Here is a 19,111-nt window from a genome sequence, read left to right as displayed (position 1 = left end):
ATATAAGGTTAGCCAGATTTTTAAACTGTACCCGTTGTAAAGGACGTTTTTAAAAAGGTTATGCTACTTTTAGAAGATGATTTCTGTATTCAACAGGAGTCATCTTCTTTAAATTCCATTGATATCTAAAATTGTTATAGTAGGCCATATAACTCCTTATTTCCCTTTTAAGTTCTTTTAGAGTAGTACAAGATTTTACATATGTTTCATCCTTAAAATGACCAAAAAAAGACTCTTGTGGAGCGTTATCCCAACAATTTCCTCTTCTTGACATAGATTGTCCTAACCCTAATTTTTTTACGTGTTTCTGAAAAGTGGGACTAGTATAATGTACTCCTTGATCTGAGTGAATAAAGGCTCCTTCGGCAAACCTTACTTTTCTATTATTTTTTAACTTTTCCAATGTATCTGTGGCTAAATCCAATGTAAGTCGATCAGACACGTTATAGGCCAATATTTCATTAGTGGAACTATCCTTAATAGTAGACAAATAAGCTTTTTGTCTCTTTCCGTAATATAAATAAGTAATGTCAGTAAGAAATACTTTACCTGGGATTTCTTGTTTGAATTTTCGGTTTAGTAAATTTGGTAGTACGGAGTGTTCTTGGGTAGCTTTCAACAGTTTCTTGTATGGATTGGCTCTTCTAATAGGGCATTCGATTTTGTACTTCTTCATTATCCTTCGGATACGTTTTAAGTTGTATGTAATATGAAACTGTCCCTCTAACGTCATCTTAATTTGTCGAGCGCCTTTTTTCCGTCTTTTAAAATGAAAAGCCTTTAAGATATTTTCTTTTAGAACTAAGTCTTCTTTCTCCTGTCGATCTCTTTTTTCTTGGGCTTCTATAGAAAAAAAGTTGTAATAACCAGATCGTGAAACTCTAGCAATCTCGCATAAAAAACTCACCATATTTTTAAGTTCGTACTTTTCAATCACTGAACGGATTAAAAGAAATTTCTCTTCAGCAGAGACTTTTACTTGTTTCTTTCCATCCCCCTTTCCATCATGTCTAACTTTTTTAGTAACTCATTCTCAGCTTTCAAAAGTTGAATTTGGGCTTCTAATCTAGCATTTTTTTCTTCTAAGGTAAGTTCTTTTTGGATTGGTCTCCCCGAATTGTCCTTACGTGTATCACGGAGTCCCAATATACCTGATTCATTATAAGCTGCACGCCATCTAGAGGCTGTTCTATTTACTCTAACTATACCGATGACTTCAACATCAAACCCATTTTCCTCAAAAATCTCCCGTGGTGATTTTCCCTTCTTATTTTCAATAATAAAAATCTTTTTAAACTCATCTGAATAAATAATTCCCTTGATACTAACGGAATTAACATAAGGATTATTAGAAAGAATTTCTATTTCCTTTTCAGTAAAGTATTTTTTTGGCATTTGATTATTCTCCGATTCCACTATTTTTTATTGATTATACATAAAAATACCCTATAGAGTAGACCTTTTTTTATGTGTCTACTCTATAGGGTACAGTTTATTTTTCTGGTTGACCTTTTTGTTTATGGTCTTAATATTACGGTAGTCGGGGTAGTAAGAAGAATACTCTTTTTGATCTTTAGAAATTAGTAACCTGGATGTTGGATTTTACCATCGTTATTAATTTTTTTGTTTTGCAAGATAATCAGATACATCTTATTTTTAACTTCTTCCCTGACTTACAGTTTTCAACATGGAATTTAATCAAAGTCTTTATATCTTTCTTTATCAAATTTGTTGACGATATTTTTGATATGTAAACTCCTCCCAAACAAATCAAACATTATTTAAGAATTAGCCTTAAGACTTATATTACAGGCTTAAGCCTGTTTGTCATATAGATTGACCATCATCAGAATTCCATCAATTACTCTTTGTAATTCTTCAAGCTTAACAACAAATTACTCTTTAGGAATTAATTCCAAGTAGCACTCCACTGTAATTTTTCTGTTTGACTTCGGAAGTACAGTGGAATATATAAACATTGATTGCTATACAATTTAAAAAAATAGAGACCATTAGCTCCCAACCAAGGTCTCAAAAAACGAAAACATTCTTACCCAATATGACGATCCGTCTTGCTTTTCCGGCTAGGCGGATTGTTTCCTTTACGAGACTTCCATCCAGAGTACAACTTAAAATGGATATGATCACCTATTTTTAATACCTTTTTTGCCTTGAATATCATTTTCCCTCCAAGTTATCACACATTTACGAACGAATTTATATCTAAGGTACGTTCTATTTTTCTTTTCACTCTTTGTAAAGCATTATCTACCGATTTTACCTGTGTATTTAACTCTTCCGACATTTCTACATACGATTGTCCGTCCAAATAAAGAGATAACACTTTTCTTTCTAGTTCACTCAATAACTTAGTTAACTGTAACTTAAATTCACAATCCTTTTCTTTATTTAACACCAATGACATAGGGTCGCTATTACTAGTACCAGGAATCAAGTCCATAAATGTAACAGAACCATCTTCCTTATATACAGGCTTGTCTAAAGAAACATAAGAATTTAGAGGTTTGTGCTTCTGTCTGGTAGCTTGTTTAACAGCAGTAATCATTTGTCTTTTAATGCACATCTCAGCAAATGAAAGAAATGAGGACATTTTTCCTTTTTGGTAATCCCTTATTGCTTTGTACAATCCAATCATTCCTTCTTGCACAATATCTTCTCTGTCTCCACCTATCAAAAAGTATTTACTTGACCTTGAACGCACAAAGTTCTTATATTTAAAGATTAATCGTTCTAACGATTCACTATCTCCGTTATGTATATTATCTATTAATATCTCATCTTCAAGCTCATTGTTTACTTGAATCCCACCAACACATATCGCCATTCTTATCCCCCTTTTGTCCAGAGCCAGTTGTTATTTTAATGAAAGCGTTATTAAATAATCATAACTTAAACTACCTCTTTTATAAATGGAGATTCGTTATAAATGATAGACGAATTACGACAAAATGCGAAAATTCTTATTGTTGCACCAGATCCAATTGATGGAAATCAATTGATTTTGCTAAATAAATAGTGTCTGAACTTTTTTAAAAGAAAAAAGGGGCAATCAAAAAAACTATATATCTAAAAGTTGTAAGTTTTGTGCACTACGAAAGTATCAGTTTTTTTCTTTTGTCATTTTGACCGATAATTTGCGTATATTTTAAGTGTTATTTTGCACTTCCAACCTTTAAAAAACCCAGCTTCTTTGACATGAGAAGATTAGCTGGGTTTCTTAATTATTTATCATTTATAGACCTATTAAGATGAGTCGCCTAATAAAAAAGCGATTACTCATTGTTCTGCAATCGAGCCCGTTTATGGAATAATACATAGATTTCCGGTTAATTTTTGAGATATAAACTAAAAGACAGTAAGGGCTGTATGATTCCTTACTGTCTGCTCAATCGTTCAATCTCTGTTTCTACTTTGTAGACTCTTTTGTTTAATACTTCAGTTTTATCATCGATATGATCAACAATTTTATCTGTGTATAATCCTAAACTATCGACAAGATTCTTTTGTAATTTTTCTTGCCCAACTTCCAGTCTGTTCTGTCCTTGTTTCAATTCATTTATGTCTATGCGCATTTCTTTTATTTCATTTAAAATTTGTTTTAAGATTTCTTCCACAAATTTCTCCCCAGTCCAATTGTTCTTAATCTTATTATATCATCCATTAATTATCTATAAAGTAAAATTGTAAAAAATATTTAATTCAACAATATGGTACTAAATTTCAAAATGAGCGCCAATCCTCAAGAATGGCGCCCTTTAACAGAGTATAGAAACTCATAATAATTTAGAAATATAATACTCAAAAAAAGCGTTCCATCAATCATAAGTGAATTTCTCTTCGTACCTTCAATTTCAAATCCACTTTTCTTATATAGAGCTACACCTGCGTCATTTTTTGTTACCACAGTATGTTCTAATCGTGAAATATTATGAATTATTGCCCACACTTATATACAAAGAAAAACTACTCCAGAACAAAAATGTAAACAATTAGAAACGTATTGAACAGCAAAGCAATTCAACAATTTTTATTGCAGAACAAGAAGAAGGAAAGTTAGGAGGCTATTTGATTGCTATTGGTGGAAGTGTTAAGCGAACAAAGCACTCTGCTTATCTTGTTATTGGAATTTTAGAAGAATACAGAGGGCAAGGGATAGGAACAGCTTTATTTCAAGTTTTATTTCTCTAATTAACATAAAAATCCTCCACTTTTTTCACCAATCCTCCCATACTTAATTACAATTATTTCAGACAATGTGGGCTTCCTCAATCATTTATTCCATTAAATTTTGAAAAAAGCACGTTCTATGAAGAACGCGCTTTAACTCTTTTCTGGATATAAGTAAAATAAAGTTGTTTTATTTGATTGACGAATCCTCAATTTACATCCGTCTTATAACATCTTTTTAAAACAAATAATACGATTTGCTTCACTAAATCCCAATTTAAGATGCATTGCTAAGCTTTCTTCATTTTCTAATTCACAGTCACTAGCAAACTCGTGACAACCTTTTTGCTTAGCCCAATTCTCACATGCATTAACTAAATTTTTAGCAAATCCTTGTTTACGAAAATCCTCTTTTACATAAAGTCCCTCTAAATATCCTACCGGACTTGAAATTGTCCCTTCAACATAATCATATCGCAGTTGGCATTGTGCAAATCCAATTGTTTCGCTGTCATGATAAGCTAAAATAACCATTGCGTCAGGCTGATCAATAAGATGCGTCATTTCTTGTATAAATTCCTCTAAAGTGTGATCTGGCCAAAGCAGTAAAGCAAGGTGAGCAGCTTCTTTTGCTTCCAGTAATGTCGCCTCTTTAAGCATATAAAACCTCCAAATTAATTCTGCCCTTAACTTAAATATTCGTTTGGAGAATATTCCTTTTATTCCATTATAAATTTTTATGAGCAAACAATATTACATGTTAGTCCTTTTTTAAACTTTATCTTCACTCAACTTGGTAATTACATAAGATATTTACAGTTTTATCCAACCTACTTTTCAATATAATTGCCCTATACACAAAGAAAGATCATATTCTTCAGAAATGCGTCCTTTAACTGAATAACAACTAAAGTGTGTCGTTCATTTTAAGTATTATTTCATTGAATTTACAATCTCCAATATCTCTGATTTCGTCGGAGGGTCATGTGAAACATATTCCAGGGAAAGTAAAGTCCACCCAGTTTCCAATCTATCCTAGGTCTCCACCTTAACCCACTGAATAAAAATCAATGCTTTTTCAAACAAATGGATTTTTTTCCATTTCCATTAAAGTATTCTGGTTTTTGAGGGGTTACGAAAATTACTAATTCAGTAGAGATTCCTTTTTGAAAGCTTAGCTGCAATTGATGTTGCTTTAAATAAAGTTTGGTCAAAATTATTGTTTAAACCTACATTTTACAGCAATTAAGAGGAATCCATTTGAAAAAGGATTAAACAAAATGATTTCCTCTTTTGTGGATTTGAATTTAATATTTATAAAAAAGCTTGATCATTTTATGCTGTTTTTGCTCCACAATTGCACCCTATAGTTTAAGTAGAAATCTTCACAATCTTTTTTTTACCTTAACAAGATCTAATCTCTTAAATGTGTTGGGGCATTACAAAAACACCCTCTTATTAAAGAAAAGCGCCCGATTGTTGAAGATTGAAAAACAAGAAAGTTGCAAAATAATTCCTTAGTTATTTTGCTAATGCTCCCGATTATTGAATAGATAAGCACCCTACTAACTTTGTAGAGTGCTCCAACTACTAATAGATTTCCTTTGCATCTGCAGGTAATTTCCTTACATATTGGAGATATTCTATCATGTTCTTATCGTCATCAGCTGGATAAGTGTATGAAAGAGATTCTGCCACATCTTTTGCTAACGCCCGAAACAATTCACAGGTAATAAATACAGAATCCCAAATGTTTTCGTAACTGCCATCAGAATATGTTGCTTGATACATATCCCAGTATGACTCGGGAAGATACTTTTTGAAGTACTTTTTCATCTTCCCAGTTGATACTTGAAAATCATATTCAATTCCAATCCACCAATTGACCATCTCATCCAAAGACTCTCTTGTGTTATATTCAAACATTTGCTTTGCATATGGTAGTTCATCACGCCATATGCCTTTCGCAACGTTTTGTAAACACCACCAAAAGTCATTTGTACAACTATCGAATTGGCCTTCGGTTGTCTTTTTTACATGATAGTCTATATCTGAAGGAGAAGGGATTGATGGTAAAAAATCATCTTTATCAATTAACGGAATCGTGAGTTTATCTTTTCCATACTCTTCAAGCATTGTTTCTTTTGTTTGAAGTGTTAGGTCAATCCGGTTGCCATCCGTAAATAACATTAAATATGCATATCTACGTTCGAAATTCATCTCTAATCCAATACCTTGATCAAGCTTATCTGGTTCTTGAATCATTAACAAATCTCCAAATATATTAGTCCAATTTTCATCTTCTATGAAAGTAGAAGTTTCTGTTACCACATAAACAATATCGTAATCCTGAAAAATATCTTTTGGAACATTCGGATTGGTTCTCGAACCGTTCATATATACTGCCCGAATACGTTCATCTTTCTTGGCAGTGTTTATTATTAAGTCCATCATTTCTTTTTCATTTCTCATTAAATATCCCTCCGCATGTCATAATGAATTTTGAATGAAAAATTGAATTACAATGGAGGGGCTCGTGAATAATGAATGCCTAATCTGTTATACGGAAGTTATAATTTATTCAATCTTTTTTTCATTCTAGCCTTCCTTTCTTATTTAGAGATATCTCTTATTTAAGTTATTTTAACATGTGCACACCAATTTCTTCTTTAAGTATCACCAAAAGTTTTATTAACCTGCTACGTTTTTTTCAATACCATTCTTCACAATCTCCCCATAAAATCTAACATATTTATTCATTTATTTTTAAAATGAGTTCCTTCACAATATGGCCCTAAAATAGAAATAAGCGCAATCCTTATTCAAGGATTGCGCCCGATTGTAGAATATCAAGATAGTGATTACTGCTTTTTACTGTTAAACTAAAGCACCCGTTAGTTAAATTTGTTTCTTTTTCGATTATTGCCAAATATATACTTTAATACTGACACACACAACCAAATTAACAATATATAAATAAAACTTTCTAATAGGCAAATGACTATATCGAATATCAAGCGACCAAAATCCTCAATCTCAGAAAAGCCATAGCGTTCCCATTGTGAACTAGAAAAAATCCTATTGCTAATCATCCATAAAAAAATTGGAATCATTAGTATCCAATAATTTTTAGGCACAGTATGACCTTTAACTAACAAATTTTCACCACCCTTTTAAGATACATATTACTTACGCATTTAATAACTACTTCTACGCTCAAATAAAAGAAGTCTCTTTTTCAAGAAAAGCGCCCGTTAGCTTAATAAGAACCCTTCTATCGATACATACAATGAAAATAAAAAAACGCCAATTAGAGACCATCCAGTTACTTTTCGTTCATTTCGTAACTCTTCTAACCCCATAACCAACATTGATAGACCTAAGAAAAAAATCATAATTTCCCCAAACCTAAAACTTTTCGTAATTAGCCCATAAGAAGCAAGTAAAAGGGTTATTACTGATAACACATAACGAAGGATTTTCAACAAGAATATCCCTTCCTCTCTATTCGAACAAACCCGTCGCGATACTTTAAATACATCTCTAATTTTAGCATAATGCCATAACTGTGCTGCTCAATAATATGGCCCTTTAATTGAACAATTTTATAATCATTTAATTGTTCAATTTGGGATTTGTTTTCCATAGTTACCCCTCATTCTTTGAATCGTTTCCATACCCCAAAAAGAAAAGCAGCTAGTAAGCTGTTCCTAGTTGCCCGCATGTTAACCTAAAACAGGACAAATTGTTTATGTATTTAAAGTTTTAAAGTCTTATTACTTTACCGGAAGCCATGTGAATTATGATTTCTTCCTCTTCCTTCTCAATTCCCGAAGCTCTTCGTTCCTATTCTTCTATCCATTCCTTTCTTAAGTCTTTCATGGATAACAAAACAGCCTGTTCATCATCATAACTCTCGGCGTATCCAACTATTTCTTCATCTTGGTCTTGCCAATAGGAAGAATATGCTTTTAAAAAACCGTTTTCTTGAAGAAATACATCCGTTCTTATCGTTCCTCCAACCCGATCTCTCGTTTGAGCATAGTAAAAAGTATCGGAAATCTTATATTTCTTCATTTTCTTCACACTCCTTTTTCTTTGAATATAAACCTTGGGTGCTTTAATATCAAAAGGCGAAATAGTGAATTTTTCTACACTAAACGGGCGTCAAAAGATACTTTTTAAGGGTAAATGGTGTTGTTTCTTGTGTTTTGCTACACTTAAAACCCACTAAAATTCAAATTTTATATATTTTTATTTTTTACAGAGACAAGAGGGAGTGTTTTCCCTTTGGATCTCTTTATAGCGGGGGTTTAAGGTTTAAAATAAACTAAATTAATACAGGGTTTTATCAAACTTTATTTTAAATCTACAATTACTATTTTTTATGCTACATCCTTTCGCAGCATGGATGCAGCCGTCTTGTTGGGGGTTCGATGCCCACAATCAAATAACAAATAGCTAAAGAGCGCTATTAAATTTATTCAGCAATCGGGCCATATTATTGAACAACGTATTGTGAAAATGATGGGGGTTTAAATAATTGTTATTGAGTTAAAGGGAGCTTAGTTGACAAGACTTCTACCTAAATCCTGATACCCCAAAATTTTGTTGGGCCCTTTCGGTTTGGATTCCATAATATAAAAATATCACGTTGGTCGACTCCAAATTTTTTATGGCTTCAAGTTGTCGACCTTCATTTTGATCTTTGCTCCCTGCTTCGCTTGCAATGGTGCTAATTAAATTAAAAGACATTAGCTGATTAATAGAATAAAGGGTAAAGCTAGCAATCGTTTTGTTAAATCCCCGCATTCCTTGATTAATGGCATGTAAAGCATGAACACAAAGTTTCATATGCAACCAGCTGATAAAGCAACTGAATTAGAAAGGATTTTCCGTGACGAAATGAAACTAAAAGTTAAAAGTATAAAAATCCTACTCTAAAATAATGCACTCCAAGAAGCAATATGTGGATGCAATTCTGAAGGAATCTGAAACACACTTTCGGAACTTAAAAAAATTGATGTGCAGCTTCAACAGGTTTAATTTAATGCAGGAAGGAAAAATAGGGATTAACACTGGCTTAGATGTTCTATCATCACCGTTATTCATGCACCGTGATAATTCTTCAGATTACCAATGGAGAATTATCACGATTAATTAAAGGAAATTACCAGCCTGAAGAGGTCGATTATCTTCACAAGTTCAGTCATAAAAAGGATTTATAATGTCACTAGGATGCCGTACAACGAAATTAGATTTAGAGTGATGCAGTATCCATCATCTAACTTCAAAGTACGGCTTATTTTTTTGTCAGTAAGAGTCAATTTTTCCGTTTATGTGAAGTGGAATGGTGCCTGCCGTTCTGACAATGAATTGAATCAAAGAAACATTCCGTCCAGTAAAGTGTTTTTTATATGGGTAATCGAGTAATCATCAGTTGATAATTTATTTAACGATCCATCCCCTTTTGTCTTTTCTTTTTCTTGTTCCGCTGTTCAAATTCGTCTTCACTCCATTTTCGATCCGCTTCACGAATTGCACTTTCAAGAATCGAAAAGAAGTCAAAACCATTGGAGGAAATGAGTTTAGAATTTGGTATAGTATTGCTAAAACTATCAGGTTGTATTTCCTCGATATTCTCATATGGTTGAACATTAAATATACGTTGAAGTTGATCAATTGTATCTTGGCCAATTTCATCCTTATATTTCATACATTCATAATAAAACATTTGTTTATAGGATTGATTATGCAACTGGAAATCTGGGTATTTATTACGCATTAACTCATAATTTCGATCATCACGATCATCATGATTTGATTCAACTTTATTGTTATAAATACAATACAAATAAGAAATAATTTCCTTTTGTTCTTCTATTGAATATTTTCTTGGCGTGTATGATAAATCTTCAGGTGTTATGGTTTTCCCATAATACTCTTCTGCCATCACAAAAAATTCTTTCTCTTCAATGGATAAATAATTGCGCCGCTCCCAATTAGGATACATATCACTAAGGTGATAATCATATAGTTGATTCATTAATTCTAAAGATTTGTTCATATTTTCTTTTTGTTTCAATAAAAATTGCAATTGATTTAAGTCTTTTTCTGATGCATTTTTTATAGAATTTGGTTCAGCAAAATTAATTCCACTTTTTAATCTCAATTGTTCAAATCTTATCCCATCATTATGTATTTCTTGCTGCAATGCTAAAACAAATTTAGGTCGGTTGTTTAATAATATATTTAGATCTTTTTCAATCTGTTTTTTCTCTAATTCCCGACATACAATTTCAATATCATTAGTGTTTAACAATTGATTTTGCGAAACAGTAATGTCAACAACTTCTATTTTCTGGTCTTTTGTTAGTTCACTTTTATTTAATTTTGGATAGTATTTATCCAGAAATCGATTTGCTTCGGTTTCTAATATAAATTCAGCTTGTTTTAAGATATCTGTTTCTTTTTCGATTCGACTTAATTTTTTATGCTTATCAATAGAATCGTTTTGAAATTCAATACGAGACTGCCATTTTTCTAACTGCAATTTCCTGATGTTAATATTTTCATAGTTTACAAACATTCTTAAATATTTAGCTGTTTCACGAAGTTGCTTTTTTTCTAAAGGAGTAAAGCGACGAACGAACTTTTCTGTTCTCTCTATCCTTTGTTTTTCTTTCTTCGCTTCTTGGAGTTCAATAATCGTTTTGTTGTATTCTTTTCTTGATTGATTTATATGAATCCTGTCGGATTCTCTCCCATTTTTTTGCATTTGCCGGGCAACAAATCCCTCATGAATAGTTGGCAGTGTTTCAATCCCTCTATCTTTATTTGATAAATGAGTAATTCGTTCAGAAAATCCATTCTTCTCTAAATAGTGATTTACATAACGAGCCCACTGTTCTCTCCAATAAATCAACTTTACTTTAGTATTCCAATCAGTTGTATGTAATGCTTTAACCTGTTCTTTACCGTCCACTAATTCTTTTACTTTCACTTGCTTATTTCCCCAGGTCCCATCTTCCTTAAATGGACGAATCGTTAACATCACATGAAAATGAGGATTTTCCTCATTTTCTCGGTGGATTGATAAATCTGCCACCATACCATTATTTACAAAAACATGTTTACAGAATTCAATCGCTAATTCTTCTTGCTCTTCCTTTGATATCTCTTTTGGCAATGCAACATTTATTTCACGTGCAAGTTGAGCATTCCATTGTTTTTCCTTTAACTCAACTTCATTCCAAAGTCTTTGGCGATCATAAACCCATTGTGGTGCATGGCTTGGGGCAAGAATATGAGTGATGGGCTTCACTTTTCTTTTATAGAACTTTTCCTCATTTGTTCTTTCATCTATCAATCTTTCACCGGAACGGTAAGCTGCAGCAGCTATTGTATTTTGCTGTTTTTTTCTTGAAATGATCTGATTTGAGAAATGATAGATAGCCATTGATATTACCCCACATTCTTTTTAAGACATGAGCGAAGCGAATTTTTTCGATGCCTCACGAGATTGGCTCCATCAAAGAAGGAGCCAACGCACCATATCAATGAAGTGGTATATAAGTGCGCCCTTCTAGCTCTTTTTTAGGTATATTCTATCACTATCCAATATTTGGTTCAAATGATATAATATAGTAAATATTCAAAAGAGGTGGTAAAAATGGCCAAACATAATACAAAGGAGCAAATAACTAACATTGAGGAACAGATTAAAAGACTGAAAGAAAAACAGAAAAGAATTTTAGCAACTTCTCAAAGGGAAATTGGTAAGTACGTTATGGATATATGGGGAATTGAAGATGTGAGTGAAGCAAAAAAACTAATAGACTTACTTAAAGACCAGGTAAAGGTATATTCAGAAGTTGCTTCATCTAAAGAAAATCAAGAAGAGGACGAGGTTAAAATTTAATTCTCATGGGTGTTCAAAATGACAAAGGAAGATATACATAAACTTGAGAACAAAATTAAAGTCCTAGAACAAAAAAAGAAAGCATTAGAATATAAAATTTCAAATGAAAATCGACGATCAAGAACTAAAAGATTGATTCAAAAAGGAGCGCTACTTGAAAAGTATTTAGAAAATGAAGAAGGTGTCCCAACGAAAGATACAGAAAATTTATTGAGAATTTTAGCAGAATATATAAAAAAGAATAAAGAAAGTGTCATTAGACAAATTCAAGAAATGAAAGAAGATACAGAAGTGTAATAATAATATTCTATATTGTTATTGCGCTTCTTTTTCATATCTTTCCTTCTGTACATTTGATTTTAATTAATTAAAAGCTCGATAACTTTCATTTTTAGATACCTGGAAATTTCTATTCTTCATAAGAATAAGTAATTTGAAATTAAATTAATATTTTATATTATTGGTGGTCTACTCTAACCTAGGAAAGTATAAATAAATCCAAATATGAAAATGTATTTGAAGTGTTTTCATTCTCTTTTAGTTTAGAAAAGCAAACAATTATTCCAATTATTTTTAATAATCCTTAGTCAAAACTTTCCTTTACCTTCCCACACTACAAAAACTCCCTCGATTTTGATGTTGAACGAAATAATTAATTGTCAGCTCCCAAATTCAATCTACTTGGTTTGTCCTTTTTCAAATCTTTATTATTAAAGATGGATCATTACATAATAATTTATATGCTTTGAATTATCTATATCCGATTCAAAAACATTGGCTCCTGTTCTATTTCATAACATGTTATTTTTGGATTTAATTATAAAAGCACTGTTCTTTTTTGGCACAAACCTCAACCTTTACCATAGTATTTCATTTTTCATCAACAACAATTTTCCCTTTCCTTCTTGCCATGGCTTTCTCTTCATTAGGATTTCACAATTGCGAGCAAAACCATTCTCTTTTACTAATAAATCTTGTTCAACATGGTTTGTACGTCTGTACTATTAAAACGTTTATACTCTATGCGACTTGAATAATTTGGTGGATATCTGACACTACACCCAATATTAAGGAAAATATTAGAGATGTTTTCTTAATTAGGCAGAGATTGTTTTAATTTTATTCATTTATTAAAGAGAAACGAAAAAGTTCAAATGAAGAGAGTATTTTATTCCTATCGATTTGATTAATGTTTCTGTTGTTAAAAAATTGATCAGTTGGTTGAAAAGAAATTCAGAGGATGCCCAAGAAACAATTAGTACACTAAAGAAAAAAAGTACTTTGGAGAAGCAAAAATAACCCTATGCAAAGGGGAAATATAGTAAATGGAAAAGATTAAAATAAGCGCATCCCAGCTTTTCGTACTAGTATTTTTATTTGAAATGGGTAGTTCAATCCTCTTTGGTCTAGGAGCAAATGCAAAACAGGATGCATGGATTACCATTTTATTAGGGTTAGCAGGTGGTTTGATTGTCTTCTTTATACACTATCGTCTGTTTCTTTTTTATCCAGAATTAATTCTAACCGGCTATATACAAAAAATTGCCGGAAAATGGCCGGGCCGGATTATCGCCTTATTCTATGTCAGCTATTTTATTTATACAGATTCAGTAATATTACGAGATTATGGCGAACTCTTAGTAACGACTATTTATACCAATACGCCGTTATTTACAATTAATACATTGATGATTTTGACCATCCTCTATGGCATTCATAAAGGGTTAGAGGTAATCGCAAGAGTGGGGCAGATTTATTTTGGCATTATTTATTTAATGGCCATCTTAGGTTTTCTGTTAATTATTTTTTCTGGGTTAATCCATTTTGAATTTCTAAAGCCTATTCTTGAAAATGGATGGAAACCCATATTAAAAGAGTCTTTCCCTGGCACACTTACATTTCCTTTTGGAGAAATACTTATTTTCACGATGATATACCCGTTGGTGAAGGAACGAAAGAAAATAAAATTTGTTTGTATTGGGGGGATGATTTTAGCGGGGATTAATATTACCATTACCGTGATTATTACCATTTCAACCATTGGTCCAGAACTTTATACCCGCTCTACCTTCCCATTGTTAACAACCGTTTCAAGAATTCAACTGGCAAATTTTTTAGAGCGGCTGGATGTTCTTTTTATGCTCTACCTAATCATTAGCGGTTTCTTTAAAATATCATTGTATTTTTATGCAGCAGTTGAGGGTACAGCAGATCTATTTCAGTTTAAAAAAAAGGAAAAATTGTCGTTTCCAATTGGAATGATTGTTTTATTTGCATCCATATCCATGGCATCGACGTTTGCTGAATTTGTCAAGGAAAATCTTAGATTTTCTTCATACTTTTTAAATATGCCTTTTCAAGTTATCATTCCAAGCATCTTACTGCTTATTGCATTCTTTCGAAATAGGAAGAAAAAACCTGATACAAATTTAAAATAAAAAAACAGCCATTTATATTGCTAATGGCTGTTTTGCATATGAAATTATATTTTTGTGATTTAACAGTGAAGAAACACTCAACTCGTACCCCAATTCGATGTCTATTTTGCATTTGCAGATCTAACATGGCATCCGATATTCCTGAAAAAAAAATATAAGTAATTGTAATGATGAGGTTGAGTGGACGGCGAAGCTCACGAAGACCTTCGGTTACCATACGCTGAAACTTTTCAAACAAATTTTTGAAGAACATCTATCATCAAGACATCCGGAAACCTCCCCTTTTAGAGTACACATTTTATTTATTTCTTTTAATACAATCCCAAGATTTAATTATTTGCTTTTCAATCGTTATTTGTCGGACATCCCATGAAAATCTTACTTTCTTCTGCCGTATTGTATTAAGAGAGCCAATGCAGACAAGACAGCTGCCTACACTTTAAATGCACTAGGGAAAACCCTATTAATCTGAGATGTTAATAGCATTAGAACTGAGCTTTTCATATACTTTTAATAATTGTTGCCTCTCTTGCTCAGTTAATTTTTCAAATAAGCTCTTACGCAATTTTTTCCCCTCTTGAAGAGCATCTATCCACAATAGAATCAAAGATAGATGCCCTTTCTAAAGGAATTACTTTTTATGAAGAAGTGGAAAACCGCATCACTTTCCGTCGGTAACCTGCTCAATCCGCAGGTTATCCAAAATAAATGTTCCTGCTCCAGTACCACCGTTCAAGCTGGTACCATCGCTGAAAATTCCAATATAGGTTTGGCCATTCTCGGACCCGGTTACGGTAAATTCAACCCTCTTGGTGTCGGTAGAAGCCGTGAGCGTTTGATTCGTGTTTAATCCCTTTACCGCTGCAATATCCCGGGCATCGATTTCTTGATCCCCTGAAATAAAGCGATAGGCGTTCGCTGTTGTTTGATAGTCAAAGGAAACCTTATAGGTAACGCCTGGTTCAAAACGGAAATTCTGTGGAATCGTCCGGTACACCAAGCCCTTGTTCCCCGTATTCACCTTGACAGACCATTTTCCTCCAAGGACATCATCCACCAATTTTCCTGCCCATCCCTTTTGCGTATACGGGGCATGTAATTCAGAAAGGTGAATTCTGTTGTCCTCCACACCCTCCGTATTCCCAATCACAAATGGGTAAATTCCTTGAACGACCGATTCAAAATCTTGTTGAAACACTTTTGACGATACATCATTGTTCAAGGATTTCTGAACAACCCGAATTTCGTCAAATTTGGTGATTCCTTCTCCAGCTTCACGACTGAGTGTAAATTCTGCCTTTTTTGACGAAGCTGTAAAGCTTACTTGCATTCTTTGCATCTTATTATTGTATCCATCATTCGTTGCATGAGAATCTGCTTTAACATAATTTTTTTGCAGGCTTCTTAGTGTGTAATTGCTCACATCTTTTACCCCGCCGCTTACGTTAATTTCTGCTTTCACATCACTATTGTTATCTACATAAACTTCTGCTACGTACTCTTTTCCTGGGACAAGATCCGTAATCGACCGGGAAACGCTAGTCTTTTTAGACGGGCTGTCGATATTCAAATAATAGTCTCCGCTGCTCAGATTCCGGGCATCGCCAGTTTGACTTGTACGAAGGACACTAACAGAATCCTTATCGCCTGCAACTTTTGTATTCGGGTCTTTCACTGTACCTGAATTGTATCCAGTGTCATAAACATGTGCATCTTGGCTCCAATCATCAACCTGCAAGCCCTTCTCCTTTTTATCCGGTATAACAATATAAGGGGTAGCTGCCTCTGCCGTCAATGTGATTTGATTATTGACGACCTCAACCTTCTTTACATCTGTTCTGCCTTGGTCCGTCAATTTATAAACATAGACCTTTTTGGAAGGACCAACAAATCCATCTGGCAATGTCCAAGTAGTTGTACCGCCTTCGAGGTTCCAGTGATACATTTTTTCTGCAGCAGGAGTTGGATGTTTAAAATCTTGTTCCACCCACGGTATTAGATAGGCATGCTCATCAAGGACAACCTTCCCATTCAGTGTAATGACCCGCTCTCGGGAATTACTTTTCCTCTTAACAACCACCAAGTCTCCGTTACTTGGGTCTTTCAATTTAATTTCTTTTTCCAAGTTTGTTTTGCTCTTGTCACCTTCATCGTCTTTCCAATTGGTGACATAATATTTTTGTAAAAATTTAGTCGGCAGATTGGTATCGAAGGTCGTCCGGATAAAATGATCAAAGTTCTTATCCGATTGCCATCCTTCAAAACCGGCTAATTCAAATCCGCCTAACAACGGATGATCAGCAGTTCCGCCCGCTTCAGGCCAGTTTAATACCCAAGAATCTTTTTGCTGATTACTAATAAAACGGAGCACTTCCGAGTTAATCCCCTTATTTTCCGGTCCGCCGTAATTCTTATCGGTAGCCCAGTGCTGCCACGTTGAATAATTGGCCACAGATGTACCAAACTCCGTTTCTACCCGCCAGCCTCGGTCGAGGAACTGCTCAGAAATCCGTTCAGATTCCCATTGATCTTGGTACCATACGTCTAGATAAACGAAGTCAAGGCCCGGTGCGGCCGCTTTCAATTCATCCAGGCGTTTTGCACGTGTTCCAGAGTACAAATCTTTCAGTTTATTAATGGTATAAGATTGGTCCAGCCAGCCCCAACCTTTAGAATTTGGTCCGTCGATAAAGTCCTCATTAAAAGCTTTTGCCTCAGGATAGGTTTCTTGTGCATTAATATGAACACCAAATTGTGAATGGTACTTATGTCCTTCACGAATAAGCGTCTGTAAATCGGTTGCACCGCCAATCCGTTCACCCACATCGCCGTAATCTGGGTGAGCACTGTCATGTCCCTCATTTCCATAACCTTTTAACAGTACAGACTGTCCTAGTCCATCTGTAGCCAGTGCCACTTTTTTTACATTATCCAAGGTTTTAAGGAATGGCTGTTGTGCTTGGGAACCAAAATTCATGGCAATCCTCGTCCCTACAAGGTTGTTGACATCCTTTGAACCTGGAATATCCTGCATAATTTCCCGATAAGCAATTGCACCATCCTGCCAATCAGTTTGATGATCCTGATTTAAATCTTCGGCAATGGCAATCTTAATCGTCGGTTTAGCTTCTTGCGGGTTTGGCATAAAGGCCCGTTGATAATAGAGCAAACTAGAACCAATTCCAATGGCTTTTGTTCCATTTTCACCCTGATAACGATTCGCAACCAGATTACGATAGCCATCGACTTCTGAGCTGGACCATACACCTGCACTTAATGAATCGTTTGAAAGAAAGGCTGTATAGTATTTTGCAGAAGTACCAACCCCTTCCATAGAGGAATCAACGGTAACATTGACGTCACCCGATTTTGTCACATCGCTGCTCAAATTCGTTAATTTGGCTTTCGCATTAGGTTGCGCTGAATTGACGGAGATAAAGTTCAAATCAGCGAATTCAACACTTTCAATTTTTGCTGATCCTGCATTCTTTATATCCTCAAAGGTATAGATTACTTTATTTTTATCCACCTTTAATGAAACTTTAAAAACAGCATCCAGATTTTCAAATTCATCTTTTACTTTTAACGTATATAATGCTTCGCTTTTGTTAAGCTTTTCAAAACTCACCTTAGGGTAATAAAGGGAACCGTTGACTTTTAGACCATAAACGGGCGATTTTTGTCCATCCATCACCTTATCTTTCACTTGGTATTCAATAACACGCGGAAATACTTGGTCAATCTTGACCTTCATATCGTCTGAAATTAATGTATCTTCTACTGCTGGAGTTACCGGTGGTTTAGGGGGATTATATTCTTTGATCTTGATGTTGGAAATCGTTATGTCTGCAGCACCACGGCTTTTTTCAAATCCAAGCAAACCAGCTTGGTCGACACCACCTGATAATGTCCAGGCATTCACCTTTTTATCGTTAATATAAAGGGTTGCTGTATCATCCATGAACTTCAGTCGTAAATGATAGGTTTTATTTGCCTCTAATGGTACATCTGAGGTCATCGCTGTCCATGAGTTCGCAGGACCAAAAGTCTCACCAAAATACTGATTGTTTTGATCTCCTGTTCCTACATATGTGTAGGCAGATGGATTCTGAACACGGTAGATCAGGCCAAACCGATTCATTGCGTTCGTTCCCGGTGTAATATCGGCCTCAAATACCCCGTTCTTAATCCCCTGCATTTTATCGTAGACAATTCGATTCTTTTGAGTGGATGTAACCTTGAAGGTTGCGGACCCATCTTCATTATAAGTGATCTTACCGTCTCCTGAGATGACTTTAAAATCTCCTTCTTGCAGCTGATGATCGGTTATGTCGACAAGTCCCTCATCACCAATCCCAGTTCCTGCCTCAACTTGGGTTGTAACGTTTTCCACTGGAGTATTCGTCACCTCAGCTACAGCGTGTACTGACGGCGTAAATCCCGTTACAAGCATAGGCGAAAATAATACCGTAGCTATTAAACTAATAGCAGCCCTTTTGGAATTCTTTCTGTACAATTTCTCTCCTCCTTTGAATATTCAAAATTAGTAGAGTGCGATAATTCA

At 34.2% G+C, this 19,111-nt stretch carries 15 protein-coding genes; 4 read left to right on the top strand and 11 right to left on the bottom strand.

Annotated elements, in window-relative coordinates; translation table 11 throughout:
- Window positions 1-58: 58 nt before the first annotated feature.
- The 3 genes from RCG21_RS33185 to RCG21_RS33175 form a co-directional block, all read right to left on the bottom strand.
- Window positions 59-1,395 (bottom strand): IS3 family transposase gene (locus tag RCG21_RS33185; protein WP_308914662.1). Its coding sequence is split into 2 segments (ribosomal slippage): window positions 59-1,011 and window positions 1,011-1,395, totalling 1,338 coding nucleotides; the frame shifts between segments, so codons are not numbered across the junction.
- Between the two features lie 802 nt (window positions 1,396-2,197).
- Complete coding sequence (sigH, locus tag RCG21_RS33180; RefSeq protein WP_308914661.1) at window positions 2,198-2,845, bottom strand: RNA polymerase sporulation sigma factor SigH; 648 nt, start codon at window positions 2,843-2,845, stop codon at window positions 2,198-2,200.
- Between the two features lie 550 nt (window positions 2,846-3,395).
- On the bottom strand, window positions 3,396-3,635 hold the full coding sequence (locus RCG21_RS33175) for a hypothetical protein (RefSeq protein ID WP_308914660.1): 240 nt from the start codon (window positions 3,633-3,635) through the stop codon (window positions 3,396-3,398).
- A gap of 451 nt (window positions 3,636-4,086) precedes the next feature.
- Here RCG21_RS33175 and RCG21_RS33165 point away from each other — a divergent pair, with 451 nt between their 5' ends.
- Entirely contained in the window at window positions 4,087-4,209 is a 123-nt protein-coding gene (locus tag RCG21_RS33165) for a GNAT family N-acetyltransferase (RefSeq protein ID WP_308914659.1), read from the top strand.
- A gap of 204 nt (window positions 4,210-4,413) precedes the next feature.
- Here RCG21_RS33165 and aac(6') read toward each other — a convergent pair whose 3' ends face one another.
- From aac(6') to mobQ, 7 genes are all read right to left on the bottom strand, one after another.
- Entirely contained in the window at window positions 4,414-4,848 is a 435-nt protein-coding gene (aac(6'), locus tag RCG21_RS33160; RefSeq protein WP_308914658.1) for an aminoglycoside 6'-N-acetyltransferase, read from the bottom strand.
- A gap of 930 nt (window positions 4,849-5,778) precedes the next feature.
- On the bottom strand, window positions 5,779-6,660 hold the full coding sequence (locus RCG21_RS33155; protein WP_308914657.1) for an aminoglycoside 6-adenylyltransferase: 882 nt from the start codon (window positions 6,658-6,660) through the stop codon (window positions 5,779-5,781).
- A gap of 782 nt (window positions 6,661-7,442) precedes the next feature.
- Window positions 7,443-7,676 carry a DUF3953 domain-containing protein gene (locus RCG21_RS33150; protein ID WP_308914656.1) on the bottom strand — a complete coding sequence of 78 codons (234 nt, stop codon included), beginning with the start codon at window positions 7,674-7,676 and terminating at the stop codon, window positions 7,443-7,445.
- Window positions 7,670-7,834: a hypothetical protein gene (locus tag RCG21_RS33145; RefSeq protein WP_308914655.1), complete on the bottom strand. Its 165-nt coding sequence runs from the start codon at window positions 7,832-7,834 to the stop codon at window positions 7,670-7,672. The genes RCG21_RS33150 and RCG21_RS33145 overlap by 7 nt, the downstream gene beginning before the upstream one ends.
- A 200-nt stretch (window positions 7,835-8,034) precedes the next feature.
- Entirely contained in the window at window positions 8,035-8,265 is a 231-nt protein-coding gene (locus RCG21_RS33140; protein WP_308914654.1) for a hypothetical protein, read from the bottom strand.
- A 504-nt stretch (window positions 8,266-8,769) separates the two neighbouring features.
- Window positions 8,770-9,042 (bottom strand): hypothetical protein, encoded by a 273-nt coding sequence (locus RCG21_RS33135; protein ID WP_308914653.1) that lies wholly within the window; start codon window positions 9,040-9,042, stop codon window positions 8,770-8,772.
- Between the two features lie 598 nt (window positions 9,043-9,640).
- A complete protein-coding gene (mobQ, locus tag RCG21_RS33130) occupies window positions 9,641-11,647 on the bottom strand; it encodes a MobQ family relaxase (protein WP_308914652.1) in 2,007 nt (668 codons plus the stop codon).
- 213 nt (window positions 11,648-11,860) lie between these two features.
- Here mobQ and RCG21_RS33125 point away from each other — a divergent pair, with 213 nt between their 5' ends.
- The 3 genes from RCG21_RS33125 to RCG21_RS33115 all read left to right on the top strand — a co-directional run bounded on the left by RCG21_RS33125 (window position 11,861) and on the right by RCG21_RS33115 (window position 14,547).
- Window positions 11,861-12,109 (top strand): hypothetical protein, encoded by a 249-nt coding sequence (locus RCG21_RS33125; RefSeq protein WP_308914651.1) that lies wholly within the window; start codon window positions 11,861-11,863, stop codon window positions 12,107-12,109.
- An 18-nt stretch (window positions 12,110-12,127) separates the two neighbouring features.
- Window positions 12,128-12,406: a DUF3847 domain-containing protein gene (locus RCG21_RS33120; RefSeq protein WP_308914650.1), complete on the top strand. Its 279-nt coding sequence runs from the start codon at window positions 12,128-12,130 to the stop codon at window positions 12,404-12,406.
- A gap of 1,028 nt (window positions 12,407-13,434) precedes the next feature.
- Window positions 13,435-14,547 carry a GerAB/ArcD/ProY family transporter gene (locus RCG21_RS33115; RefSeq protein ID WP_308914649.1) on the top strand — a complete coding sequence of 371 codons (1,113 nt, stop codon included), beginning with the start codon at window positions 13,435-13,437 and terminating at the stop codon, window positions 14,545-14,547.
- A gap of 661 nt (window positions 14,548-15,208) precedes the next feature.
- Here RCG21_RS33115 and RCG21_RS33110 read toward each other — a convergent pair.
- Window positions 15,209-19,063, bottom strand: a complete 3,855-nt coding sequence (locus tag RCG21_RS33110; RefSeq protein ID WP_308914648.1) for an endo-alpha-N-acetylgalactosaminidase family protein — start codon at window positions 19,061-19,063, stop codon at window positions 15,209-15,211.
- Window positions 19,064-19,111: the final 48 nt, after the last annotated feature.

The organism is Bacillus salipaludis, from assembly GCF_030938565.1.
GTDB classification, from domain to species: Bacteria; Bacillota; Bacilli; order Bacillales; family Cytobacillaceae; genus Neobacillus; species Neobacillus salipaludis_A.
This window is presented reverse-complemented; position numbering and strand designations above follow the sequence as displayed.

Excerpts from the sequence above, each read along its gene's own strand:
- sigH (WP_308914661.1), bottom strand. The coding sequence starts at position 2,845 with ATGGCGATATGTGTTGGTGGGATTCAAGTAAACAATGAGCTTGAAGAT.
- RCG21_RS33155 (WP_308914657.1), bottom strand. The coding sequence starts at position 6,660 with ATGAGAAATGAAAAAGAAATGATGGACTTAATAATAAACACTGCCAAG.
- RCG21_RS33145 (WP_308914655.1), bottom strand. The coding sequence starts at position 7,834 with ATGGAAAACAAATCCCAAATTGAACAATTAAATGATTATAAAATTGTT.
- RCG21_RS33140 (WP_308914654.1), bottom strand. The coding sequence starts at position 8,265 with ATGAAGAAATATAAGATTTCCGATACTTTTTACTATGCTCAAACGAGA.
- RCG21_RS33135 (WP_308914653.1), bottom strand. The coding sequence starts at position 9,042 with ATGAAACTTTGTGTTCATGCTTTACATGCCATTAATCAAGGAATGCGG.
- mobQ (WP_308914652.1), bottom strand. The coding sequence starts at position 11,647 with ATGGCTATCTATCATTTCTCAAATCAGATCATTTCAAGAAAAAAACAG.
- RCG21_RS33125 (WP_308914651.1), top strand. The coding sequence starts at position 11,861 with ATGGCCAAACATAATACAAAGGAGCAAATAACTAACATTGAGGAACAG.
- RCG21_RS33120 (WP_308914650.1), top strand. The coding sequence starts at position 12,128 with ATGACAAAGGAAGATATACATAAACTTGAGAACAAAATTAAAGTCCTA.
- RCG21_RS33115 (WP_308914649.1), top strand. The coding sequence starts at position 13,435 with ATGGAAAAGATTAAAATAAGCGCATCCCAGCTTTTCGTACTAGTATTT.